The sequence below is a fragment of the Georgenia sp. Z1344 genome, assembly GCF_049856295.1.
Classification (GTDB): Bacteria; Actinomycetota; Actinomycetes; order Actinomycetales; family Actinomycetaceae; genus JB111.
In genome coordinates this window covers 209,428-227,471 of the sequence record NZ_JBNDMZ010000007.1, presented here as the reverse complement: position 1 = coordinate 227,471, position 18,044 = coordinate 209,428, and the positions used below count along the sequence as shown (strand labels likewise).

14 protein-coding genes are annotated in these 18,044 nt (G+C 71.9%); 9 read left to right on the top strand and 5 right to left on the bottom strand.

Annotated features, from left to right (window positions below; translation table 11 throughout):
* Positions 1 to 91 precede the first annotated feature (91 nt).
* Together ACPYO6_RS09680 and ACPYO6_RS09675 are read left to right on the top strand one after the other, a co-directional pair.
* The gene (locus ACPYO6_RS09680) at positions 92 to 316 is read left to right on the top strand and encodes a type II toxin-antitoxin system Phd/YefM family antitoxin (protein WP_425714650.1); all 225 of its coding nucleotides are present in this window, start codon (positions 92 to 94) and stop codon (positions 314 to 316) included.
* Positions 307 to 705 (top strand): type II toxin-antitoxin system VapC family toxin, encoded by a 399-nt coding sequence (locus ACPYO6_RS09675; protein WP_425714649.1) that lies wholly within the window; start codon positions 307 to 309, stop codon positions 703 to 705. Before ACPYO6_RS09680 ends, ACPYO6_RS09675 begins: the two co-directional genes overlap by 10 nt.
* Before the next feature lie 29 nt (positions 706 to 734).
* On the opposite strand, the gene ACPYO6_RS09670 is transcribed toward ACPYO6_RS09675, so the two are convergent.
* Complete coding sequence (locus ACPYO6_RS09670) at positions 735 to 1,376, bottom strand: hypothetical protein (protein ID WP_425714648.1); 642 nt, start codon at positions 1,374 to 1,376, stop codon at positions 735 to 737.
* A 272-nt stretch (positions 1,377 to 1,648) separates the two neighbouring features.
* On the opposite strand from ACPYO6_RS09670, the gene allB reads away from it, so the two are divergent.
* Entirely contained in the window at positions 1,649 to 3,175 is a 1,527-nt protein-coding gene (gene allB, locus ACPYO6_RS09665) for an allantoinase AllB (RefSeq protein WP_425714647.1), read from the top strand.
* 66 nt (positions 3,176 to 3,241) lie between these two features.
* Here the strand turns inward: allB and ACPYO6_RS09660 are convergent, their stop codons facing one another.
* A complete protein-coding gene (locus ACPYO6_RS09660) occupies positions 3,242 to 4,105 on the bottom strand; it encodes a bifunctional allantoicase/(S)-ureidoglycine aminohydrolase (RefSeq protein ID WP_425714646.1) in 864 nt (287 codons plus the stop codon).
* A 222-nt stretch (positions 4,106 to 4,327) separates the two neighbouring features.
* Here ACPYO6_RS09660 and uraD point away from each other — a divergent pair, with 222 nt between their 5' ends.
* From uraD to ACPYO6_RS09630, 6 genes are all read left to right on the top strand, one after another.
* The gene (uraD, locus tag ACPYO6_RS09655; RefSeq protein WP_425714645.1) at positions 4,328 to 4,825 is read left to right on the top strand and encodes a 2-oxo-4-hydroxy-4-carboxy-5-ureidoimidazoline decarboxylase; all 498 of its coding nucleotides are present in this window, start codon (positions 4,328 to 4,330) and stop codon (positions 4,823 to 4,825) included.
* Entirely contained in the window at positions 4,822 to 5,187 is a 366-nt protein-coding gene (uraH, locus tag ACPYO6_RS09650; protein WP_425714644.1) for a hydroxyisourate hydrolase, read from the top strand. The genes uraD and uraH overlap by 4 nt, the downstream gene beginning before the upstream one ends.
* A 201-nt stretch (positions 5,188 to 5,388) precedes the next feature.
* Entirely contained in the window at positions 5,389 to 7,008 is a 1,620-nt protein-coding gene (locus ACPYO6_RS09645) for a xanthine dehydrogenase small subunit (protein ID WP_425714643.1), read from the top strand.
* A complete protein-coding gene (gene xdhB / locus ACPYO6_RS09640) occupies positions 7,005 to 9,554 on the top strand; it encodes a xanthine dehydrogenase molybdopterin binding subunit (protein ID WP_425714642.1) in 2,550 nt (849 codons plus the stop codon). The genes ACPYO6_RS09645 and xdhB overlap by 4 nt, the downstream gene beginning before the upstream one ends.
* 13 nt (positions 9,555 to 9,567) lie before the next feature.
* Positions 9,568 to 10,530 (top strand): xanthine dehydrogenase accessory protein XdhC, encoded by a 963-nt coding sequence (xdhC, locus tag ACPYO6_RS09635; RefSeq protein ID WP_425714667.1) that lies wholly within the window; start codon positions 9,568 to 9,570, stop codon positions 10,528 to 10,530.
* 1,126 nt (positions 10,531 to 11,656) lie between these two features.
* Positions 11,657 to 13,348 carry a DUF222 domain-containing protein gene (locus ACPYO6_RS09630; RefSeq protein WP_425714641.1) on the top strand — a complete coding sequence of 564 codons (1,692 nt, stop codon included), beginning with the start codon at positions 11,657 to 11,659 and terminating at the stop codon, positions 13,346 to 13,348.
* Between the two features lie 268 nt (positions 13,349 to 13,616).
* Here the strand turns inward: ACPYO6_RS09630 and ACPYO6_RS09625 are convergent, their stop codons facing one another.
* From ACPYO6_RS09625 to guaD, 3 genes are all read right to left on the bottom strand, one after another.
* Positions 13,617 to 14,969, bottom strand: coding sequence for an 8-oxoguanine deaminase (locus tag ACPYO6_RS09625; protein ID WP_425714640.1), 1,353 nt, complete (start codon positions 14,967 to 14,969; stop codon positions 13,617 to 13,619).
* A 114-nt stretch (positions 14,970 to 15,083) separates the two neighbouring features.
* Positions 15,084 to 16,667 (bottom strand): NCS2 family permease, encoded by a 1,584-nt coding sequence (locus ACPYO6_RS09620; RefSeq protein ID WP_425714639.1) that lies wholly within the window; start codon positions 16,665 to 16,667, stop codon positions 15,084 to 15,086.
* Positions 16,668 to 16,742: 75 nt separating this feature from the next.
* Positions 16,743 to 18,038, bottom strand: a complete 1,296-nt coding sequence (gene guaD, locus ACPYO6_RS09615; RefSeq protein WP_425714638.1) for a guanine deaminase — start codon at positions 18,036 to 18,038, stop codon at positions 16,743 to 16,745.
* Positions 18,039 to 18,044: the final 6 nt, after the last annotated feature.

Here is an 18,044-nt window from a genome sequence, read left to right as displayed (position 1 = left end):
TCCGGCTCGCGGCGGGCCGTTCTGCCCGTCATGTCCGGCCGCGGCTCCTCTGGTCTGGTCAGGTTGACCAGACCAGGAGTATCATGGCGTCATGACCGAGATGGCGAACGTGCAGGAGGCGAAGACCCGACTCTCCGAGCTCCTGGTGCGAGCGAGCCGGGGTGAGGATGTCGTCATCGCCCGGGCCGGCGTGCCCGTGGCCCGGTTGGTCGCCGTCGACGGGGCGCCGCCTCGCACCTTCGGCACGATGTCCTTCGACGTACCGGACGACGTCGACGAGCCGCTCCCGGAGAGTGAGCTGGCCGCGTGGGAGTGAACCATCTCCTCGACACGCACGTCCTGCTGTGGCTCCTCGCGGCACCGCACCGTGTGCCTGAACACGTGCGCGACGCGCTGGCCGATCGAGGATCGGGGCTCGTCGTCTCGGCGGTGTCGGCCATGGAGGTGTCGACGAAGCATCGGCTCGGGCGACTCACGGAGGCGGAGGGTCTCCTCGCCGGCTGGTCACCGCGTGTCGCCGAGATCGGGGCGACCGAGCTCCCGCTCGAGACCGATGCCGCGCTCCTTGCGGGCCGTCTCGACTGGGCCCATCGCGACCCGTTCGACCGCCTCCTCGTCGCTCAGGCGATGACGGAGAATCTCGTGCTGGTGTCCGTGGACCGCGCCGTCACCGGTTTCCCTGGGCTGCGGACGCTGACCTGGTAGTGCCCCCAGCGCTCAGCAGCTGATTCTGCTCAGCCCCTGACCTCGGTCACCCGCTGGCCGCGCGGGGCCAGCTCGGCGTCGAGGACCGCGCGCAGGAGCGCGACGTCGGCGGCCGACCGCTCGCCCAGCTCGACCCGCACGTGCGGCGCCCCCTCGCTCGTGCGGACGGCGGCGGCCTGCAGGGGAGTGGTGGTGCGCTCGAGGGTGGATCGTGGGTCGGTGAGCAGGATCCGCACGAGCGCGGCGGACCGCTCGGCGTCCCGCGTCCCCTGCGCGGTCACCGGGGTCGACGCCGACATCTCGACGCCCGCCACCTCGTACCAGGGGATCGCGAGCCCGCCCGGCCCGACGAGCTCGTTCTCGGTGACGACGAGGTCGATCGCGTCGTCGCCCGTGCGCCGCTCGGCGCGGAGCCTGATCAGCCGCCAGATCGCGCCGCCGGCGCCGAGCACGCCGACGATCCCCAGCAGGACGATCATGAACAGCCGTCGCGTGACCTCGCCGGACAGCAGCCCGCCGATGCAGATGACGGCGAGCACCGAGAAGCCGAGCAGCGCCAGCCACTGCTTGCGCACCTTCGACCGGTGCTCGGCCGGGTCGACGACGAACCGCGCAAGCTGGCCGCCGCTGCCCTGGCCGCCGTGGCTCGCCGTGCCGGCGTCGTTCGTCATGGTTCTCCTCGGGCTGCGTGGCGGTGTGGCTGTGTGACGGTAAGGCTGCGTGGCGGTGCGTCGACTGTGCGACCGTGTCTCAGGCAGCAGGCCGAGGGTAGTCGCGCGAGGTGTCGTGAGTCGTTGACCGTTACTCGACCACCGCCGTAGGCTTCCGGTGTGCAGAATCTGTCTCTCGCCAAGTGGAATCGTGGCGAGGGAGTGGCGGCGACGCGGCAACGGGTCGCGGAACGGCCGGAGGGCGGCTGCCCCCACCGATCGAAGGAGATCCGATGAGCGAGCAGAGCGACGTCCCGACCCACGGCCCCGGCGCCGTCGTGGCCGACGTCAACGACCCCGCGCGCATCCGGGAGCAGATCCGCGCCTTCCGCACGGAGCACGGCCTGCCCGACGACGACGAACGGCCCGTGCCCGCGGGTGCCGGTGACGCTGCGCCTGCCGGTGACGCTGTGCGTACCCGCGAGGACGGCGCGTTCGACCTCGTGCTGCGCGGCGGCCGGGTCCTCGGCGAGGACGGGTTCGCCCCGCGGGAGATCGGCGTGCGCGACGGGTCGATCGTCGCCGTCGAGCCCCTCGGAGCCGGCCTGACCGGCGACCGCGTGGTCGAGCTCGCCGAGGACGAGGTGCTGATCAGCGGCCTCGTCGACGCCCACGTGCACGTCAACGAGCCCGGCCGCACCGAGTGGGAGGGCTTCGCCAGCGCGACCCGCGCGGCCGCGGCCGGCGGCGTGACGACGATCGTCGACATGCCGCTCAACTCGATCCCCTCGACCGTCAACCGGCCGGCGCTGGAGTACAAGCGGTTGGTCGCGGAGCCGCAGGCGTTCGTCGACGTCGGGCTCTGGGGCGGCGCGGTCCCCGGCAACCGGGCCGACCTGCGCGAGCTGCACGAGGACGGCGTGTTCGGCTTCAAGTGCTTCCTGTCCGGCTCCGGGGTGGACGAGTTCCCCCACCTCGAGGCCGACGAGCTCGAGGACTACCTGGGCGAGCTCGCCTCGTTCGGCGGGATGATGATCGTCCACGCCGAGGACGACCGCTCGATCGGCCGCGCGCCCCAGGCCGAGGGCGCCACGTACAAGAAGTTCCTCGACTCGCGGCCTCGCGGGGCCGAGAACCTCGCGATCGCGCAGCTCATCGAGCGCACCCGCTGGGCCGGCGCACGCAGCCACGTCCTCCACCTGTCCTCCTCGGACGCCCTGCCGATGCTGCGCAGCGCCAAGGCGGACGGGGTCGACATCTCCGCCGAGACCTGCCCCCACTACCTCGCGCTCAACGCGGAGGACATCGCCGACGGCGCCACCGCGTTCAAGTGCTGCCCGCCGATCCGGGAGGATGCCAACCGCGACCTGCTGTGGGAGGGCCTCCTCGACGGGACGATCGACTACGTCGCGAGCGACCACTCGCCCTCGACGGTCGAGCTCAAGGACCTCGAGCACGGCGACTTCGCCGTCGCGTGGGGCGGGATCTCCTCCGTGCAGCTCGAGCTGCCGATCGTGTGGACCGAGGCGCGCCGCCGCGGGATCCCGCTCGAGCGGGTCGTCGAGTGGATGTCGGCCCGGCCCGCCGCGCGGGTGGGCCTGGCCCGGAAGGGGCGCATCGGCGTCGGGTACGACGCCGACCTGGCCGTCCTCGCGCCGGACGACTCCTTCACCGTGGTCGCCAAGGAGCTGCGCCACCGCAACCCGATCTCCGCCTACGACGGCCGCGAGCTCACCGGCGTCGTCCGCCGCACCTTCCTGCGCGGCGACGAGGTCGGCGACACCCCGCACGGTCGACTGCTCCGGCGGGGCGACGCCTGACCTCGAGGTCGCGCCGGCGACAGGTGGTCGCCGGCGACCGCCCGGCGCCTCCCGGACGCCGGCGACCTACCGGTGCATCCCGCCCAGGAAGAGCGGCGCGTGCCGGTTGACGTCCTTGTAGAGCAGGTAGCGGAACGGGGCGGGGCCGCCGGCGTAGCAGGCCTGCGGGCAGAAGGCGCGCAGCCACATGAAGTCGCCGGCCTGGACCTCGACCCAGTCCTCGTTGAGCCGGTAGACGGCCTGACCCTCGAGGACGTAGAGCCCGTGCTCCATCACGTGGGTCTCCGCGAACGGAATGATCCCGCCCGGCTGGAACGTCACGATCGTCACGTGCATGTCGTGGCGGACGTCGGTCGGGTCGACGAACCGCGTGGTGGCCCAGCGGCCCTCGGTGTCCGGCATCGGGGTGGGGTCGACGTCGCGCTCGTTCGTCACGAACGAGGCGGGCGGCTCGATCCCGTCGACCCGCTGGTAGGCCTTGCGGATCCACATGAAGCGGGCCGGCTCGTCGCCGTCGTTGGCCAGGGTCCAGGTCTCGCCGGGGGCGAGGAAGACGTAGGAGCCGGCCGTGAGGTGGTGCGGAGTCGCGTCCTCGCCCAGCGTCAGCTCCAGCTCGCCCTCCATGACGAAGAGGACGGCCTCGGCGCCCGGGTCGTCCTCGGGGCGGTCCGAGCCGCCGCCGGGGGAGACCTCGACGAGGTACTGGGAGAACGTCTCCGCGAAACCGGTGAGCGGCCGCGCGAGCACCCACAGCCGGGTGCCGCGCCAGTGCGGCAGGTTCGAGGTGACGATGTCCATCTGCGTGCCGCGCGGGATGACCGCGTACGCCTCGCGGAACATCGCGCGGTCGGTGAGCAGGTCGGTCTGCGGCGGGTGGCCGCCGTGCGTCGCCCAGTAGGTGGGGGCGGGCCTGCGGGTCTGGTCGGTCATCGTCGGGTCCTTCCGTCGTCGGGCTCGGTCTCGATGCTTCCATGGTCGGGTGCGCGGCAGTGCGGGTGCGTGGCAGCGTGGCCTCGGCACGTGCACCTCGCGCCCGATCGCCCTGCGCCCGATCGCCCCGTCGGGGAGGATGTTGACAGGCGGCGAGCGCGCCTTCTACGTTCGTCATCTGGAAGTTCTGTTCCGCGATCCGAAACTATCAGAAGGTGCCGCATGACCACCGCACTCACGCGATTCAACGAGGACGCGGACGCCGCGCGCGAGATCCTGCTCGCCGCCGTGCGGGTGCCGCGCTGGGCCGACGAGATCGTCGCCGGCCGCCCCTACGCCGGCGTCGAGGACGTCGTCCGCGCCGCGGAGACCGCCGCCGACCCGTGGACCGACGAGGAGGTGGACGGCGCCCTCGCCCGCCACCCGCGCATCGGGGAGCGCGCCACGGGCGACGACCCGGACGCCGCGCACTCGGCCCGCGAGCAGGCGGGCGTCGACGGCTCCGACGCCTCGGTGGCCGAGCGCCTGCGCGCCGGCAACCTCGCCTACGAGGAGCGGTTCGGCCACGTCTTCCTCATCCGCGCCGCCGGCCGGGACGCCGAGGAGATCCTCGCCGCCCTCGAGCAGCGCCTGACCAACGACCCCGCCACCGAACGCCGCGTCTGCGCCGAGCAGCTGCGGGAGATCGCCGTCCTTCGTCTCAAGGGAGAGCTCGCATGACCTCGCACGTCACCACCCACGTCCTCGACGCCGTCACCGGCATCCCCGCCGCCGGCATCGCCGTCCGTCTCTCGCGCATCGAGGGCGACGGCGCCTCGGGTGCCGCCGGGGCCGAGACCGCGACCGAGGTCGCCGCCGGCACCACGAACTCCGACGGCCGCATCCGCGACCTCGGCCCCGAGGTGATCGACCCCGGCACCTACCGGATCACCTTCGCCACCGGCGAGTACTTCCGCGCCCAGGGCGTCGAGACCTTCTACCCGTCGGTGACGATCGACTTCTTCGTCGATGAGGGGCGCGACCACTATCACGTGCCGTGCCTGCTCAGCCCGTTCGCCTACTCGACCTATCGCGGGAGCTGAGCAACCGGCTGTCGTCGTCGTGAACTTCACGATGCGAGAGAACTCTTCCGAAATATTGCCCGACCGCGGAGTCTCCGCGTAGAATGTCCGCACACGCCGGGGTTGCCGTGGGGGCCCGGACGGTGGACGCATCGACCCAAGGGGTCGGGGACGCGCGAACCGCCCCACGACTGCACGTCGAGCTCGACAGGGAAGTGAGCAATGGCCCGCATCACGGTGAACGTCAACGGTGAGGACCGGGAGATCTCCGGTGCCCCCGTCCACACGAACCTCCTCGACTGGTTGCGCTCGCTCGGGCTGACCGGCGCCAAGGAGGGCTGCGCCGAGGGTGAGTGCGGCGCCTGCGCGGTCCTCGTGGCACGGCCCGACGGCGAGGGGCGGTCGCGGTGGACCTCCGTCAACGCCTGCCTGCCCCCGGCCCTCGCCTTCGACGGCCAGGAGATCGTCACGAGCGAGGGCTTCGGCACGGCGCCCGGGGCCTGCGCGGTGGAGGACCTCCACCCCGTCCAGCGCGAGATGGCCGACCGCGGCGGTTCCCAGTGCGGCTACTGCACGCCCGGCTTCATCTGCTCGATGGCGGCGGAGTACTACCGGCCCGAGCGGGCGGGGGTGTCGTCGTCGGGGGCCGTCGTCCCGGACGGCACCGCCAGCCCGGACGGCACCGCGAGCCCGGACGGCACCGCCAGCCCGGACGGCACCGTCACCGACGCGACGCCTGAGGGTGCCTCCACGGTGGTCGACACCTCGGTCCTCGACGTCGACGCGAGCGACGCCCACGCGCACGAGGTCGGCCCGAACGGCTTCGACCTCCACTCCCTGTCCGGCAACCTCTGTCGTTGCACCGGCTACCGCCCGATCCGGGACGCCGCGTACGCGCTGGGCTCCCCGGCCCCCGAGGACCCGCTGGCACGTCGCGCCGAGTCCGCCGGTCCGGACGCCCGCCCCACCTCCTACGCGCACGGCGAGGCGGAGTTCGTCCGCCCCGCCACCCTCGCGGAGCTCCTCGACCGCCTCGCCGAGCAGCCCGACGCGCAGATCGTCGCTGGTGCGACCGACCTCGGTGTCGAGCTCAACATCCGGCACACGCGTCCGCCGGTGCTGCTGGCGATCGACCGCCTGCCCGAGCTGCGCACCCTCACGCGCGCCGAGGACCACGTCGAGATCGGCGCCGCGCTCACGCTCTCGGAGATCGAGCGCACGCTCGACGGCGAGATCCCCCTGCTCGCCGAGCTGTTCCCGCAGTTCGCCTCGCGCCTGATCCGCAACGGCGCCACGTTCGGCGGCAACCTCGGCACAGGCTCGCCCATCGGCGACGCACCGCCGGCGCTGCTCGCGCTCGGCGCCTCCCTCGTCCTCGCCTCGCGCGACGGCGAGCGGGAGGTCGACCTCGCGGGGTACTTCACGGGCTACCGCCAGACGGTGCGCGAGCCCGGCGAGATCATCAGGGCGGTGCGGATCCCGCTGCCGCTCGCCCCGACCACCGCGTTCTACAAGATCGCCAAGCGCCGGTTCGACGACATCTCGAGCGTGGCCGTCGCGATCGCCGCCCGGATCGAGGACGGGGTCGTGGCCGACATCCGCATCGGCGTCGGCGGGATCGCCGCCACGCCGGTGCGCGCGCTCGCCACCGAGGAGGCCCTGCGCGGCCGCCCGTGGACCGAGGAGACCGTGTCCGCGGCCGCCGAGGTCATGTCCGGCGAGGGCACCCCGATGGACGACCACCGGGCGAGCTCGCGCTACCGCAGCGCGATGCTCGGTCAGGCCCTGTGCCGCTTCTACGTGGAGAACAGCCCGTCCGAGGTCCTGGAGGTGGCCCGATGAGCGCCCTGTCCGAGCGTCCCGTCAACCCGATCGTCGGACGCAGCGTCCCGCACGAGAGCGCCGGCCTGCACGTCACGGGCACCGCCCTGTACACCGACGACCTCACGGTGCGGACCCTGGGGGTCCTCCACGCCTGGCCGGTCCAGGCGCCGCACGCCCACGCGCGCATCGTGTCGCTGCGGCCGGAGCCGGCGTACGACGTGGAGGGCGTCGTCCGCGTGCTCACCTCCGCGGACGTCCCCGGCGTCAACGACGCCGGGACCAAGGCCGACGAGCCGCTGTTCCCGCCGGAGGTCATGCAGTACGGCCACGCGGTGGCGTGGGTGCTCGGCGAGAGCCTCGAGGCCGCCCGGCTCGGTGCCGAGGCCGTCGAGGTCGAGTACGAGCCGCTGCCGTCGATCCTCACCCTCACGGAGGCCATCGAGCAGGAGTCCTTCCAGGGCTCGCAGCCGATGATCGACCGGGGCGACGCCTCCTCCGCGCTCGCGGGCGCCACCCACCGGTTCTCCGGCGAGTTCGAGTTCGCCGGCCAGGAGCACTTCTACCTCGAGACCCAGGCGGCGCTGGCCACGGTCGACGAGGGCGGACAGGTCTTCGTCCAGTCCTCGACCCAGCACCCCTCTGAGACGCAGGAGATCATCGCCCACGTCCTCGGGCTCCACAACCACGCGGTGACCGTGCAGAGCCTGCGGATGGGCGGCGGGTTCGGCGGCAAGGAGGCGCAGGCGAACGGGCCGGCCGCGGTCGCCGCCCTCGGTGCCGTCCTCACGGGTCGGCCGGTCCGCGTGCGCTACAACCGCACCCAGGACCTGACGATGACCGGCAAGCGGCACGGCTTCCACGCCTCGTGGGAGATCGGGTTCGACGACGACGGACGGATCGTCGGTCTCGACGCCACCCTGACGGCCGACGGCGGCTGGTCGCTCGACCTGTCCGAGCCCGTCCTCGCCCGCGCGCTGTGCCACATCGACAACGCGTACTTCATCCCCGACGCGCGGATCCGCGGCCGGATCGCCCAGACGCACAAGACGTCGAACACGGCCTTCCGCGGGTTCGGCGGCCCGCAGGGCGCACTCGTGATGGAGGACATCCTCGGGCGGTGCGCACCCCTGCTCGGCATCGAGCCGGGTGAGCTGCGCCGGCGGAACTTCTACCGGCCGGGCGACTCGACGCCGTACCTCATGCCCGTGCGGCACGCGGAGCGGCTCGAGGCGCTGTGGCAGCAGGCGCTCGACTCGTCGGACCACGCCGAGCGCACGCGCCGGGTCGAGGAGTTCAACGCGAGCCACCGGCACACGAAGCGGGCGATCGCGATGACGCCCGTGAAGTTCGGCATCTCGTTCAACCTCACGGCGTTCAACCAGGCCGGCGCGCTCGTGCACGTGTACAAGGACGGGTCCGTCCTCATCAACCACGGCGGCACGGAGATGGGGCAGGGCCTGCACACGAAGATGCGGCAGGTCGCGGCCACGGCCCTCGGGGTCGAGCTCGCGGACGTGCGGCTCGCGCCCACCCGGACCGACAAGGTGCCCAACACGTCCGCGACGGCGGCCAGCACCGGCGCCGACCTCAACGGCGGCGCCGTGAAGAACGCCTGCGACCAGATCCGCGGCAACATGGCCGACGTGGCGGCGCGGGAGTTCAACTGCCACCCCGAGGACGTGAGGTTCTCCGGGGGCACCGTGACCGCGCTCGGGCGCGCGGACGCCGAGCTGACGTTCGCTCAGCTCGCGCACAAGGCCTACTTCCAGCGGGTGCCGCTGTTCGCCGCCGGGTACTTCCGCACGCCCGGGCTGCACTGGAACGCCAAGACGTTCCAGGGCGAGCCGTTCCGCTACTTCGCCTACGGCGTCGCGGTGTCCGAGGTCGAGGTCGACGGCTTCACGGGTGCCTACCGGTTCCTGCGCACCGACATCGTCCACGACGTCGGGGACAGCCTCTCGCCGCTCGTCGACGTCGGGCAGGTCGAGGGCGGGTACGTCCAGGGTGTCGGCTGGCTGACCCAGGAGGAGCTCGTCTGGGACCAGTCCGACACCGAGCGGCGCGGGCGCCTCGCCACCCAGGCGGCGAGCACCTACAAGCTGCCGAGCTTCTCGGAGATGCCGGAGGAGCTCAACGTCCACTTCCTCGAGCGGGCGGAGGAGACCGGCGTCGTCTACGGCTCGAAGGCCGTCGGCGAGCCGCCGCTGCTGCTCGCCTTCGCGGTGCGCGAGGCGCTGCGCACCGCCGTCGCGGCGTTCGGCGAGCCGGGCACCGAGGTCAAGCTGGCGAGCCCGGCCACGCCGGAGGCGGTGTACTGGGCGATCGAGTCCGTGCGGTCGCCGGGGGATGCCGATGCTCGTGCTGAGGGTGCTGGTGCCGAGGGGGCGGAGACCGGGTCCGACGGCGGGGTGTCCGACGTCGTGGGCATTCCCGACTCGCCCGCCACGGCCGGCGTGCACCACGGCGGCGACGTCGTGAACGGATCGGCGTCGAACGGTGCTGCGACCAGCCCCTCCGACGCCGAACACCGGCCCTCGTCGCCGGTGCCCGTCTCCGGGACCTGACGGTGGTGGCGTGATGGACTGGCTCGCCGCCCTGCAGCGCCTCCGTGAGGAGTCGCGTCCGGGCGTGCTCGCCACCGTCCTCACCGTGCGCGGCCACGCGCCGCGGGAGGCCGGGGCGAAGATGGTGGTCGGCGCCGACGAGACGTGGGGGAGCGTCGGTGGGGGGAACCTCGAGGCGAGCGTCGTCGAGCGTGCGCGCGCGGTGATCGTCGAGGGTGGGACGTCGCCGGAGCAGATGTCGTTCGGGCTCAACGAGCACGCCGACAACACGCACGGCACGCAGTGCTGCGGCGGCGACGTCACGGTGCTGCTCGAACCGTTCGGTGCGCGGCCGTCGATCGCCGTGTTCGGGCTCGGGCACGTCGGGCTCGAGCTGGGTCGGATCCTCGCGCGGCTGCCGATCTCGCTCCACCTGGTGGACAGCCGGGCGGAGATGGTCGACGCCGAGCGGCTCGCCGACGTCGTCGGGAACGCCACCGTGCACCGGCACCACGCGCCCGCGCCCGAGGTGGTCCTGCGCGGGCTGCCCGCCCGCACCCACGTGATGATCATGAGCCACGACCACTCCGAGGACCTGTTCCTCTGCGACGCCGCGATCACTCGCGGCGACCTCGGGAGCGTGGGCCTCATCGGGTCGCGCGCCAAGTGGCTGCGGTTCCGCAAGCGCCTCGCCGACGCCGGGCATTCCGGTGAGGCCATCGAGTCGATCCACAGCCCCGTCGGGATTCCCGGGATCACAGGGAAGACTCCCGAGGTGATCGCGATCAGTGCTGCCGCGTCGCTCGTGCAGATCCTCGAGGGCGCCGAGATCGCGCGCGGCTGGGGGAGTGGGACGGTCGTGCCGTCCGAGTGGTCGTCGGCCGGGGCGCAGGCTGGTGCTGGTGCTGGTGCTGGTGCTGGTGCTGGTGCCGGTGCTGGTGCTGGTGCTGCCGGCGCTCGTGTCGGCCGCGTGGTGGGTGCCGAACCGGCGCGCTGACTTTCGCACCTGGTCCGGGGAGCTCGCACCGACTGCTCGGTCAGGCTGCCTCGCGGCGGTGCGCTTGGGGCACTGCCCCCGCGCCCGGCCGCCGCGCGCGGCACGACGCACACCGCACCCTGAACACCGGCGCCGCGCCCCGCCCGGCACCCGCCTGTCGTCCGACGGTGCCGGTCGTGCTCCACGCAGTTCCGCGTGCGCCGTTGAGCGGTGGCCGTCAGCGACGCGGACAGGCCGAGATCTGCGGTCCCGATCGGACCCGACGGGCTCGTCCCGGCTCGTGGCTGCCTCGGTGAGCTGTGGTGCGATCGCGCTCGTCGCGCTCGTCGCGCTCGTCGCGCTCGTCGCGCTCGTCGTCCCTCCTCGTCCCTCGTCGTCCCTCCTCGTCCCTCGTCGGGCTCGTCGCGCTCGTCGCGCTCGTCGTCCCTCCTCGTCCCTCGTCGTCCCTCCTCGTCCCTCGTCGGGCTCGTCGCGCTCGTCGACGTGTGCGTCCTCCCGCCGGTGCTGCCCTCTGCTCGTGCAGGCGCTGCTCGACCACTTGCGCAGGTGCTGCCTACTGCCGGCGCTACCGTCCGTCTGGGCCGCACGCCCATATGGACCGCGCGCCCGGCAGGAGCGCCGTTCCGCGCGGTCGCCGACCGCCCTGCCACGCCCACCGGCGTTGCGCGTCACCGGCTCACAGGCTCACAGGCTCACAGGCTCACCGGGTCACCGGGTGACCGGGTGACCGGGTGACCGGGTCACCGGGTGACCGGGGCGCCGAGTCACCCCCCCAACGACGCTGCGAGTTACCGAGTCACCGAGTCGCCGAGTCACCCCTCAGTGACGCTGTGCGTCACCGAGTCAGCGCGTCACCAGGTCACAGAGTCGTCCGGCGACCGAGCCGGGCCCCGAGCGGAAGCCCTGCTGAGTCGCCCGTGTCCGTGACGCCGTCCGCATCGACCCGGGTCCACAGGTACATCTGATGCCTGTGCGTCCACAGATATGTCGATTGGTCTTGTTTGATCACCATCCGTCGCGATAAACTGAGAGCCAATCGAACAACAGTTCGATGCGAGTGGCCGCGATGTGGCGGGCGGGGGTGAAGACGGTGGAGACCAGGTTCTGGGCGGACGTGGAGCGAGACATGATCAGGCACGTCCTGAAGACGGCCGAAGGCATGCGCTTCGTGACCGAGGCTCTGGCGGACATCCAGGTCACGGCCGAACCGGACGCGATCGACATCATCGCCGCAGCCGAAGGCCTCAAGTCCGCGGCAGCAGCGGCCCAGATGCGAGCGACGGCCATGTTCGACGTCCTGCGATGCACCCGCGAAGGCATCAACGGGGTGCCGAAGGCCCGCCAGGGGATCGGTGTCGCGGACGAGATCGCGCTTGCCCGGCGCGAGTCCGCGTCGTCGGGCCAGCGTCGGCTGTCCGCGGCTCAGGTCGTCGTGCGCGACATGCCCTACGCCCTGGACCTCATGGAGTCCGGCGAGCTGTCGGAGTCGCGGGCTCACCTCCTCGTCAACGAGGTGCGTGAGCTCGGTCAGGCCGATCGCCGGACGGTGGACGAGGAGCTCGCGCCGGTCCTGGGCGGACTGAGCGATCGGCAGGTCTCCCACCGGGCCAAGCGGATCGCCCAGCGGCTCGACGCGGAGGCCGCGACGCGCCGTGCCACGGAGGCCGAGAAGACGCGGCGGGTGACGATTCGGCCTGCGACCGAGCCGGGGATGTGCTTCCTCACCGCCCATCTCCCGGTCTCCCAGGCGCGGCGCGTCTACGACTCGCTCATGGACGAGGCCGACCGGATTCTCACAGGGAATGCAGCGAGCGCCGGGATGATCGGCAACGGCAACGGCAACGGCAACGGCAACGGCAACGGCAACGGCAACGGCAACGGTGATGGTTCCGCCGTCGAGACGTTCCCGACGGATGCGGCCAAGGTTGAGCCGAGCGCCTCGATCAACCTGACCACGGGGGAGATCACGACGCTTGGCCACATCGAGCCAGGCGCCGTGCTCTCTTCTTCCTCAGCATCCGCGCCTCCCGACGTTTCTGGTTCTGCCTCCGGTCCCGGCGGCCCCTCTGGCTCTGGGCCTGCCGCTGACCTCGCGTCGGTCGGTCGGCCGGTCGGCGCGGATGGCAGGTCGCGTTCGCAGCTGGTGGCGGACCTGTTCGTCGAACGCGTGACGGGCGTCGGGCTCTCCGAACCCCGGGATGTCGACCTCACGCTGGTGATGACGGACGAGACCCTGCTCGGCGGGGACGACCCGGCGTGGGTGCCTGGCCAGGGGCCGATCCCCGCGTTCGTGGCTCGCGGCATGCTCAACGAGACGCAGGCCAACGACGTCGAGCTCCGGCGGATCTGGACCGAGCCGACCACCGGGCTGATCACGAAGATGGATGCCCGGTCTCGCACCTTCAGCAACAGGTTGCGACGGATGGTTCTGCTTCGGGACGACGACTGTCGCAACCCGTGGTGCGGGGCACCGATCCGCGACATCGACCACGCGATGCGGTGGGCCGACGGTGGGCAGACGAGGTTCGAGAACGCGTCAGGGCTGTGCAAGAGATGCAATCTCATCAAGGAGCAGGCGGGCTGGACCCATCAGGCTGACGCGACGTCCCTGACGGTCACGACCCCGACGGGCCACACGTACGTCGCCGCCCCGACACACCTGGCAGATCCCGGGCCACCTCCCGAAGGCGTATCGCTCAACAGGAACGGCGCCGGGAACGACAGGCGGCCGAGAACGCGGCGAGGGTCCGCGGCGGAGGGCGGCGATCCGCCACCAGATGCCGACCCCTGCGACGAGCTCGACGATCCCTACGCATAGGGATGACTGCTCGCGCCCCACGACGAACGTGGCCCCATTCCGACGGGCTGACTTCTGACTACTGACTACTGATTACTCGCGCCCGAGGCCGAGCTCGAAGAATCCTGGGCACAGATCTCACCGTTCGAGCTGTGGCAGCGACGCGTGCGGGGCAGCCGGCGGTGGTGGTGGCGGTCGAGCCCGGTGGTCTGGTGGTGGAGGGCGGCTGCCCCGATGCCTCGCTGTTCCGCTGCTGGACAACCTGTGCGTTCCTCAGCCTGTGCGCTACTCAGCCCGCGACCAGCTTCTTCGCAACAGCGGAGTGCTCGGCGACCAGCTCGGCGACGTCGAGCCCGAGCACCTGACCGTCCTCGACGCGCCACTGTCCACCGACCATCACCCGGTCGGCCCGCTCGGTCCCGCACAGCAGGAGTGCGGACAGCGGGTCGTGGCTCCCGGAGAACTGGAGGTCGTCCTGCCGGAACATGGCGAGATCCGCCTGCTTGCCGGGCGCGAGCACACCGATGTCGGTGCGCCCGAGCGCGCGGGCCGACCCCTGCGTGGCCCAGTCGATGGCCCGGCGCACCGTCACCTTCTCGGCCCCGTACTGCAACCGCTGCAGATACATGGCCTGGCGGACCTCGGTGATCATGTTGGACCCGTCGTTGGACGCCGACCCGTCGACCCCGACCCCGAGCGGGACGCCGGCGTCCTCGAGCTCGACGCCGCGGCAGACCCCGGACGCGAGCCGCATGTTCGACGACGGGCAGTGCGCCACGGCGGTCCCGGCGCCGCCGAGCCGGGCGATCTCGTCGTCGTCGAAGTGGATCCCGTGCGCGAGCCACGTCCGATCCGTCAGCCACCCGACCGACTCGAGGTAGTCCACGGTGCGCATGCCGAACCGCTCGAGGCAGAAGTCCTGCTCGTCGTCGGTCTCGGCCAGGTGGGTGTGCAGGCGGACGTCGTTGCGCTCGGCGAGCTCGGCGCTGTCCCGCATGATCGACGTCGTCACCGAGAACGGGGAGCAGGGCGCGAGCGCGATCTGCACCTGGGCGCCGTCCCCGCGCTCGTGGTGGGTGTCGATGAGCCGCTGGGAGTCCGCGAGGATCGTGTCGGGATCCTCGACGACGGACTGCGGAGGCAGCCCGCCGTCCTCCTTCCCGAGCGTCATCGACCCACGCGTGAGCGTGGCGCGCATGCCGAGCCGGCGCGTGACGCCGACCTGGATGTCGACCGCGTCCTCGAGCCCGCCCGGGAAGATGTAGTGGTGGTCGGCCGCCGTCGTGCACCCGGAGCGCAGGAGCTCGGCCATCGCCACCGTCGTCGCGAGCTCGAGGGCACGCGGGTGCAGCCGCGCCCACACGGGGTAGAGGTTGACGAGCCACGGGAACAGCGGGACGTCGGCGACCGGCGCCCAGGCCCTCGTGAGGGTCTGGTAGAAGTGGTGATGGGTGTTGACGAGACCCGGCACCACGACGTGCGACCCGGCATCCACCACAGTTCCCGGTGCCGACGACGGCGAACCTCCGGTGGGGACCAGCTCGACGACGGTCCCGGCCTCCGGGTCGATGACGAGGCCGCCCCCGGTGTCGTCGGACGTGCCGGTGTGGATGGCGAGCGGGTTCTTGAGCCAGACGGTCATGGTGACTCCGGGGTGAAGTAGTGGCAGTGGCAGCGACGGTGAGGGTCCGAGGGCGGCAGGGCTGGTCAACGGTGCGCCGGCCGGAGCGCGGTGCTCCTGCCGGGGCACCGGCGCTTACACGAAGAAGATGTATCTGACGGCGAGCAGGATGGCGACGATGTAGAGCACGGGGTGGACCTTGCGGATCCCGCCCGTGAACATCTGGATCGCGCAGTAGCTGATGACGCCGATGCTCACGCCGTTGGCGATCGAGAAGGTCAGCGGCATGACGATGATCGTGAGGAACGAGGGCACGCCCTCGGCGATCTCGTCCCAGTCGATGTGCCGGATCCCGTCCATCATCATCGCGCCGACGAGGATGAGGATCGGTGCCGTCGCGGCGCCGGGGACGGCGCCCATGACGGGCCACAGCACCATCGAGACGGCGAACAGGATTCCTGTGAACGACGAGCTGACGCCGGTGCGCCCGCCGTCCTGGATGCCGGACGCGCTCTCGACGTAGGCGCTGACGGTCGAGGTGCCGAGCGTGGCGCCGACCATCGTGGCCAGTCCGTCCATCGAGAAGGCCGTCTTGGCCCGCGGCATGTCGCCGCTCTCCGAGAGGTGCCCGGACTTCTGCGCGAGGCCGGTGAGGGTCCCGGTCGCGTCGAAGAAGTCGACGAAGAAGAACGTGAACACGACGCTGAACAGGCCGATCCCGATGGCGCCGGCGATGTCGAGCTGTCCCACGAGGTCGGAGGGCCACACCGGTGCGGCGATGATGCCGTCGGAGAAGCCGCCGAACGCCGCGGGGCTGCCGTCGGCTCCGGTGTAGACCTCGGCGCGGCTGACGATGGCGATGATCGCGGAGGCGATGATGCCCCACAGGAGCGCGCCCTTGATCCGCAGCTGCAGCAGCACGGCCGTGACGAGGAGCCCGACGACGGCGATCCACGCGTCCGGTGCCGTGAGGTCGCCGAGAGTGACGAGCGTGGCCTCGTCCGTGACCACGAGCCCGGCGTTGCGCAGGCCGAGGAAGGCGAGGAAGCAGCCGATGCCGGCCATGATCGCCAGCTTGATGCTCATGGGGATCGCCATGACGATCGCCTTGCGGGCACCGATGACGCTGAGGACGACGAAGAGGATGCCGGAGATGAACACGGCCCCGAGGGCGGTCTGCCACTCGACCCCCATGCCCAGCACCACGGTGAAGGAGAAGAAGGCGTTGAGCCCCATGCCCGGTGCCTGGGCGAACGGGTACCGGGCGATGACGCCCATGAGGAGACAGCCGATGGCGGCCGCCATCGCGGTCGTCATGAGGAGCTGGACCTGGCCGTTCGGCACGTCGATCGCCGCGCCGAGCACCTCGGGGTTGACGAAGAGGATGTAGCTCATCGTGAGGAACGTGACGAGACCCGCGCGGAGCTCCCGGGGGATCGAGGACCCCGCCGCGGTGATCCCGAACCACTTGTCGAACCAGTTCTTGGGTGCGGGGGTGGCGCTGTCCGTATCCGCGGGGCGGGCGGTGGCGCCGGCCTCGGTCGCCGTGCCCGCGTCGTCGGCCGGTCTCGCGGCGTGGGCCGCGCCGTCGGCCGGTCTCGCGGCGTGGGCCGTGCCTTCAACGTCGTCGGGGCTCGCGTCCGTCGTCGTCGGTGACTCCGGGTGCGTGCCGGTGGCGCTGCGGGTCCTGCGGTCGTGCTTGTCGTCCTTGCTGGTCATGCCGGCCTCCATGGGCGTTCGTGTCGCGCTGAGGACTGCGGACGTGCGGTGGTTGTGCGAGGGCCTGTCCCTCGCTCAGTCGTGGGGGAGGGCGGCGACGTCGCCGCCGATCCACACGGTGTCGATGTCGGCGGGAGTGCCGAGGGCGAAGATCGTGGCGAGCGCGTCGGCAGGGTCGGCCGCGTGCCGCAGGGAGGTGCGCAGCGACCCGCGCGGGCCGGGGCGCAGCAGCACGGCGTCGAACTGCTTGCCGACCGAGAGGTCGCCCACCGTCTCGTCGAGCCCGAGCGCCGTGGCGCCCGATCGCGTGGCGAGGTGGAGGAGGTCGGGCGCGCCGAGCGGCACGCCGTCGGGGCGCAGCTGCTGCGCGAAGTAGGCCTGCAGCCCCTCCTTGAGCAGGCTGAAACCCGTCCCGGCCCCGACGTCGGAACCCAGCGCCACGGTCACCCCGGCGTCGAGGTGGTCGCGCAGGGGGAAGAGGCCGCTGCCGAGGGCCGCGTTGGAGGTGGGGCAGTGCGCGACGGCGGCCCCCGCGGCGCCGAGCACCTCGAGCCCGTGCTCGGTCGGGTGCACGTTGTGGGCGAACACCGACCGCTCGTTGATGAGCCCGTGCCGGTCGTAGGTGTCGACGTAGTGCCGGGCGTCCGGGAACAGCTCACGGACGTCGGCGATCTCCTGCACGTTCTCGTTGACGTGGGTGGTGAACCACAGGTCGTCGTCGAGCAGCTCCCCGCACGCGGCGAGCATCTCGTCGGTGGTCGAGAGGGCGAACCGCGGGGTGACCGCGTACCGGAGCCGCCCCTTGCCGTGCCACCGCTCGGCGAGCCGACGGCCCGCCTCGAGGCTGTCGGCGGGGCCCGCCAGCAGCTCGCCGGGCAGCGTGCGGTCCGAGACGACGAGCCCCGACGTCACGCGCAGCCCCGAGCTCTCGGCCTCCGTGAAGAGAGCGTCGACCGCGCCCTCGAAGTGGGAGCCGAAGACGAGCGCGGTCGTGGTGCCGGCACCGACGAGGCCACCGACGAAGTCGCGGGCGACCTCCTGCGCGTACGCGGGGTCGGCGAGGCGGGCCTCCTCGGGCAGGGCGCAGGTGTCGAGCCAGTCGAGCAGCGGCATGCCGAGGCCGCCGATGGCCCGAACCTGGGGGTAGTGGACGTGGGTGTCGACCATGCCCGGCAGGAGGATGCCGTCGCGCAGGTCGACCACGTCGTCGTCCGGATGGTCCGCGCGGGCCGTCGCGTAGTCGGTCCGGGCGACGATCGTCCCTCCGACGACGACGAGCGCGCAGTCCTCGTCCGACCGCAGATCGACCGGCCGACCGATGCTCGTGGCGTCCCCCGGGGTGTCGAGCACCCGGGCGCGGTAGATGGTCATGACAGC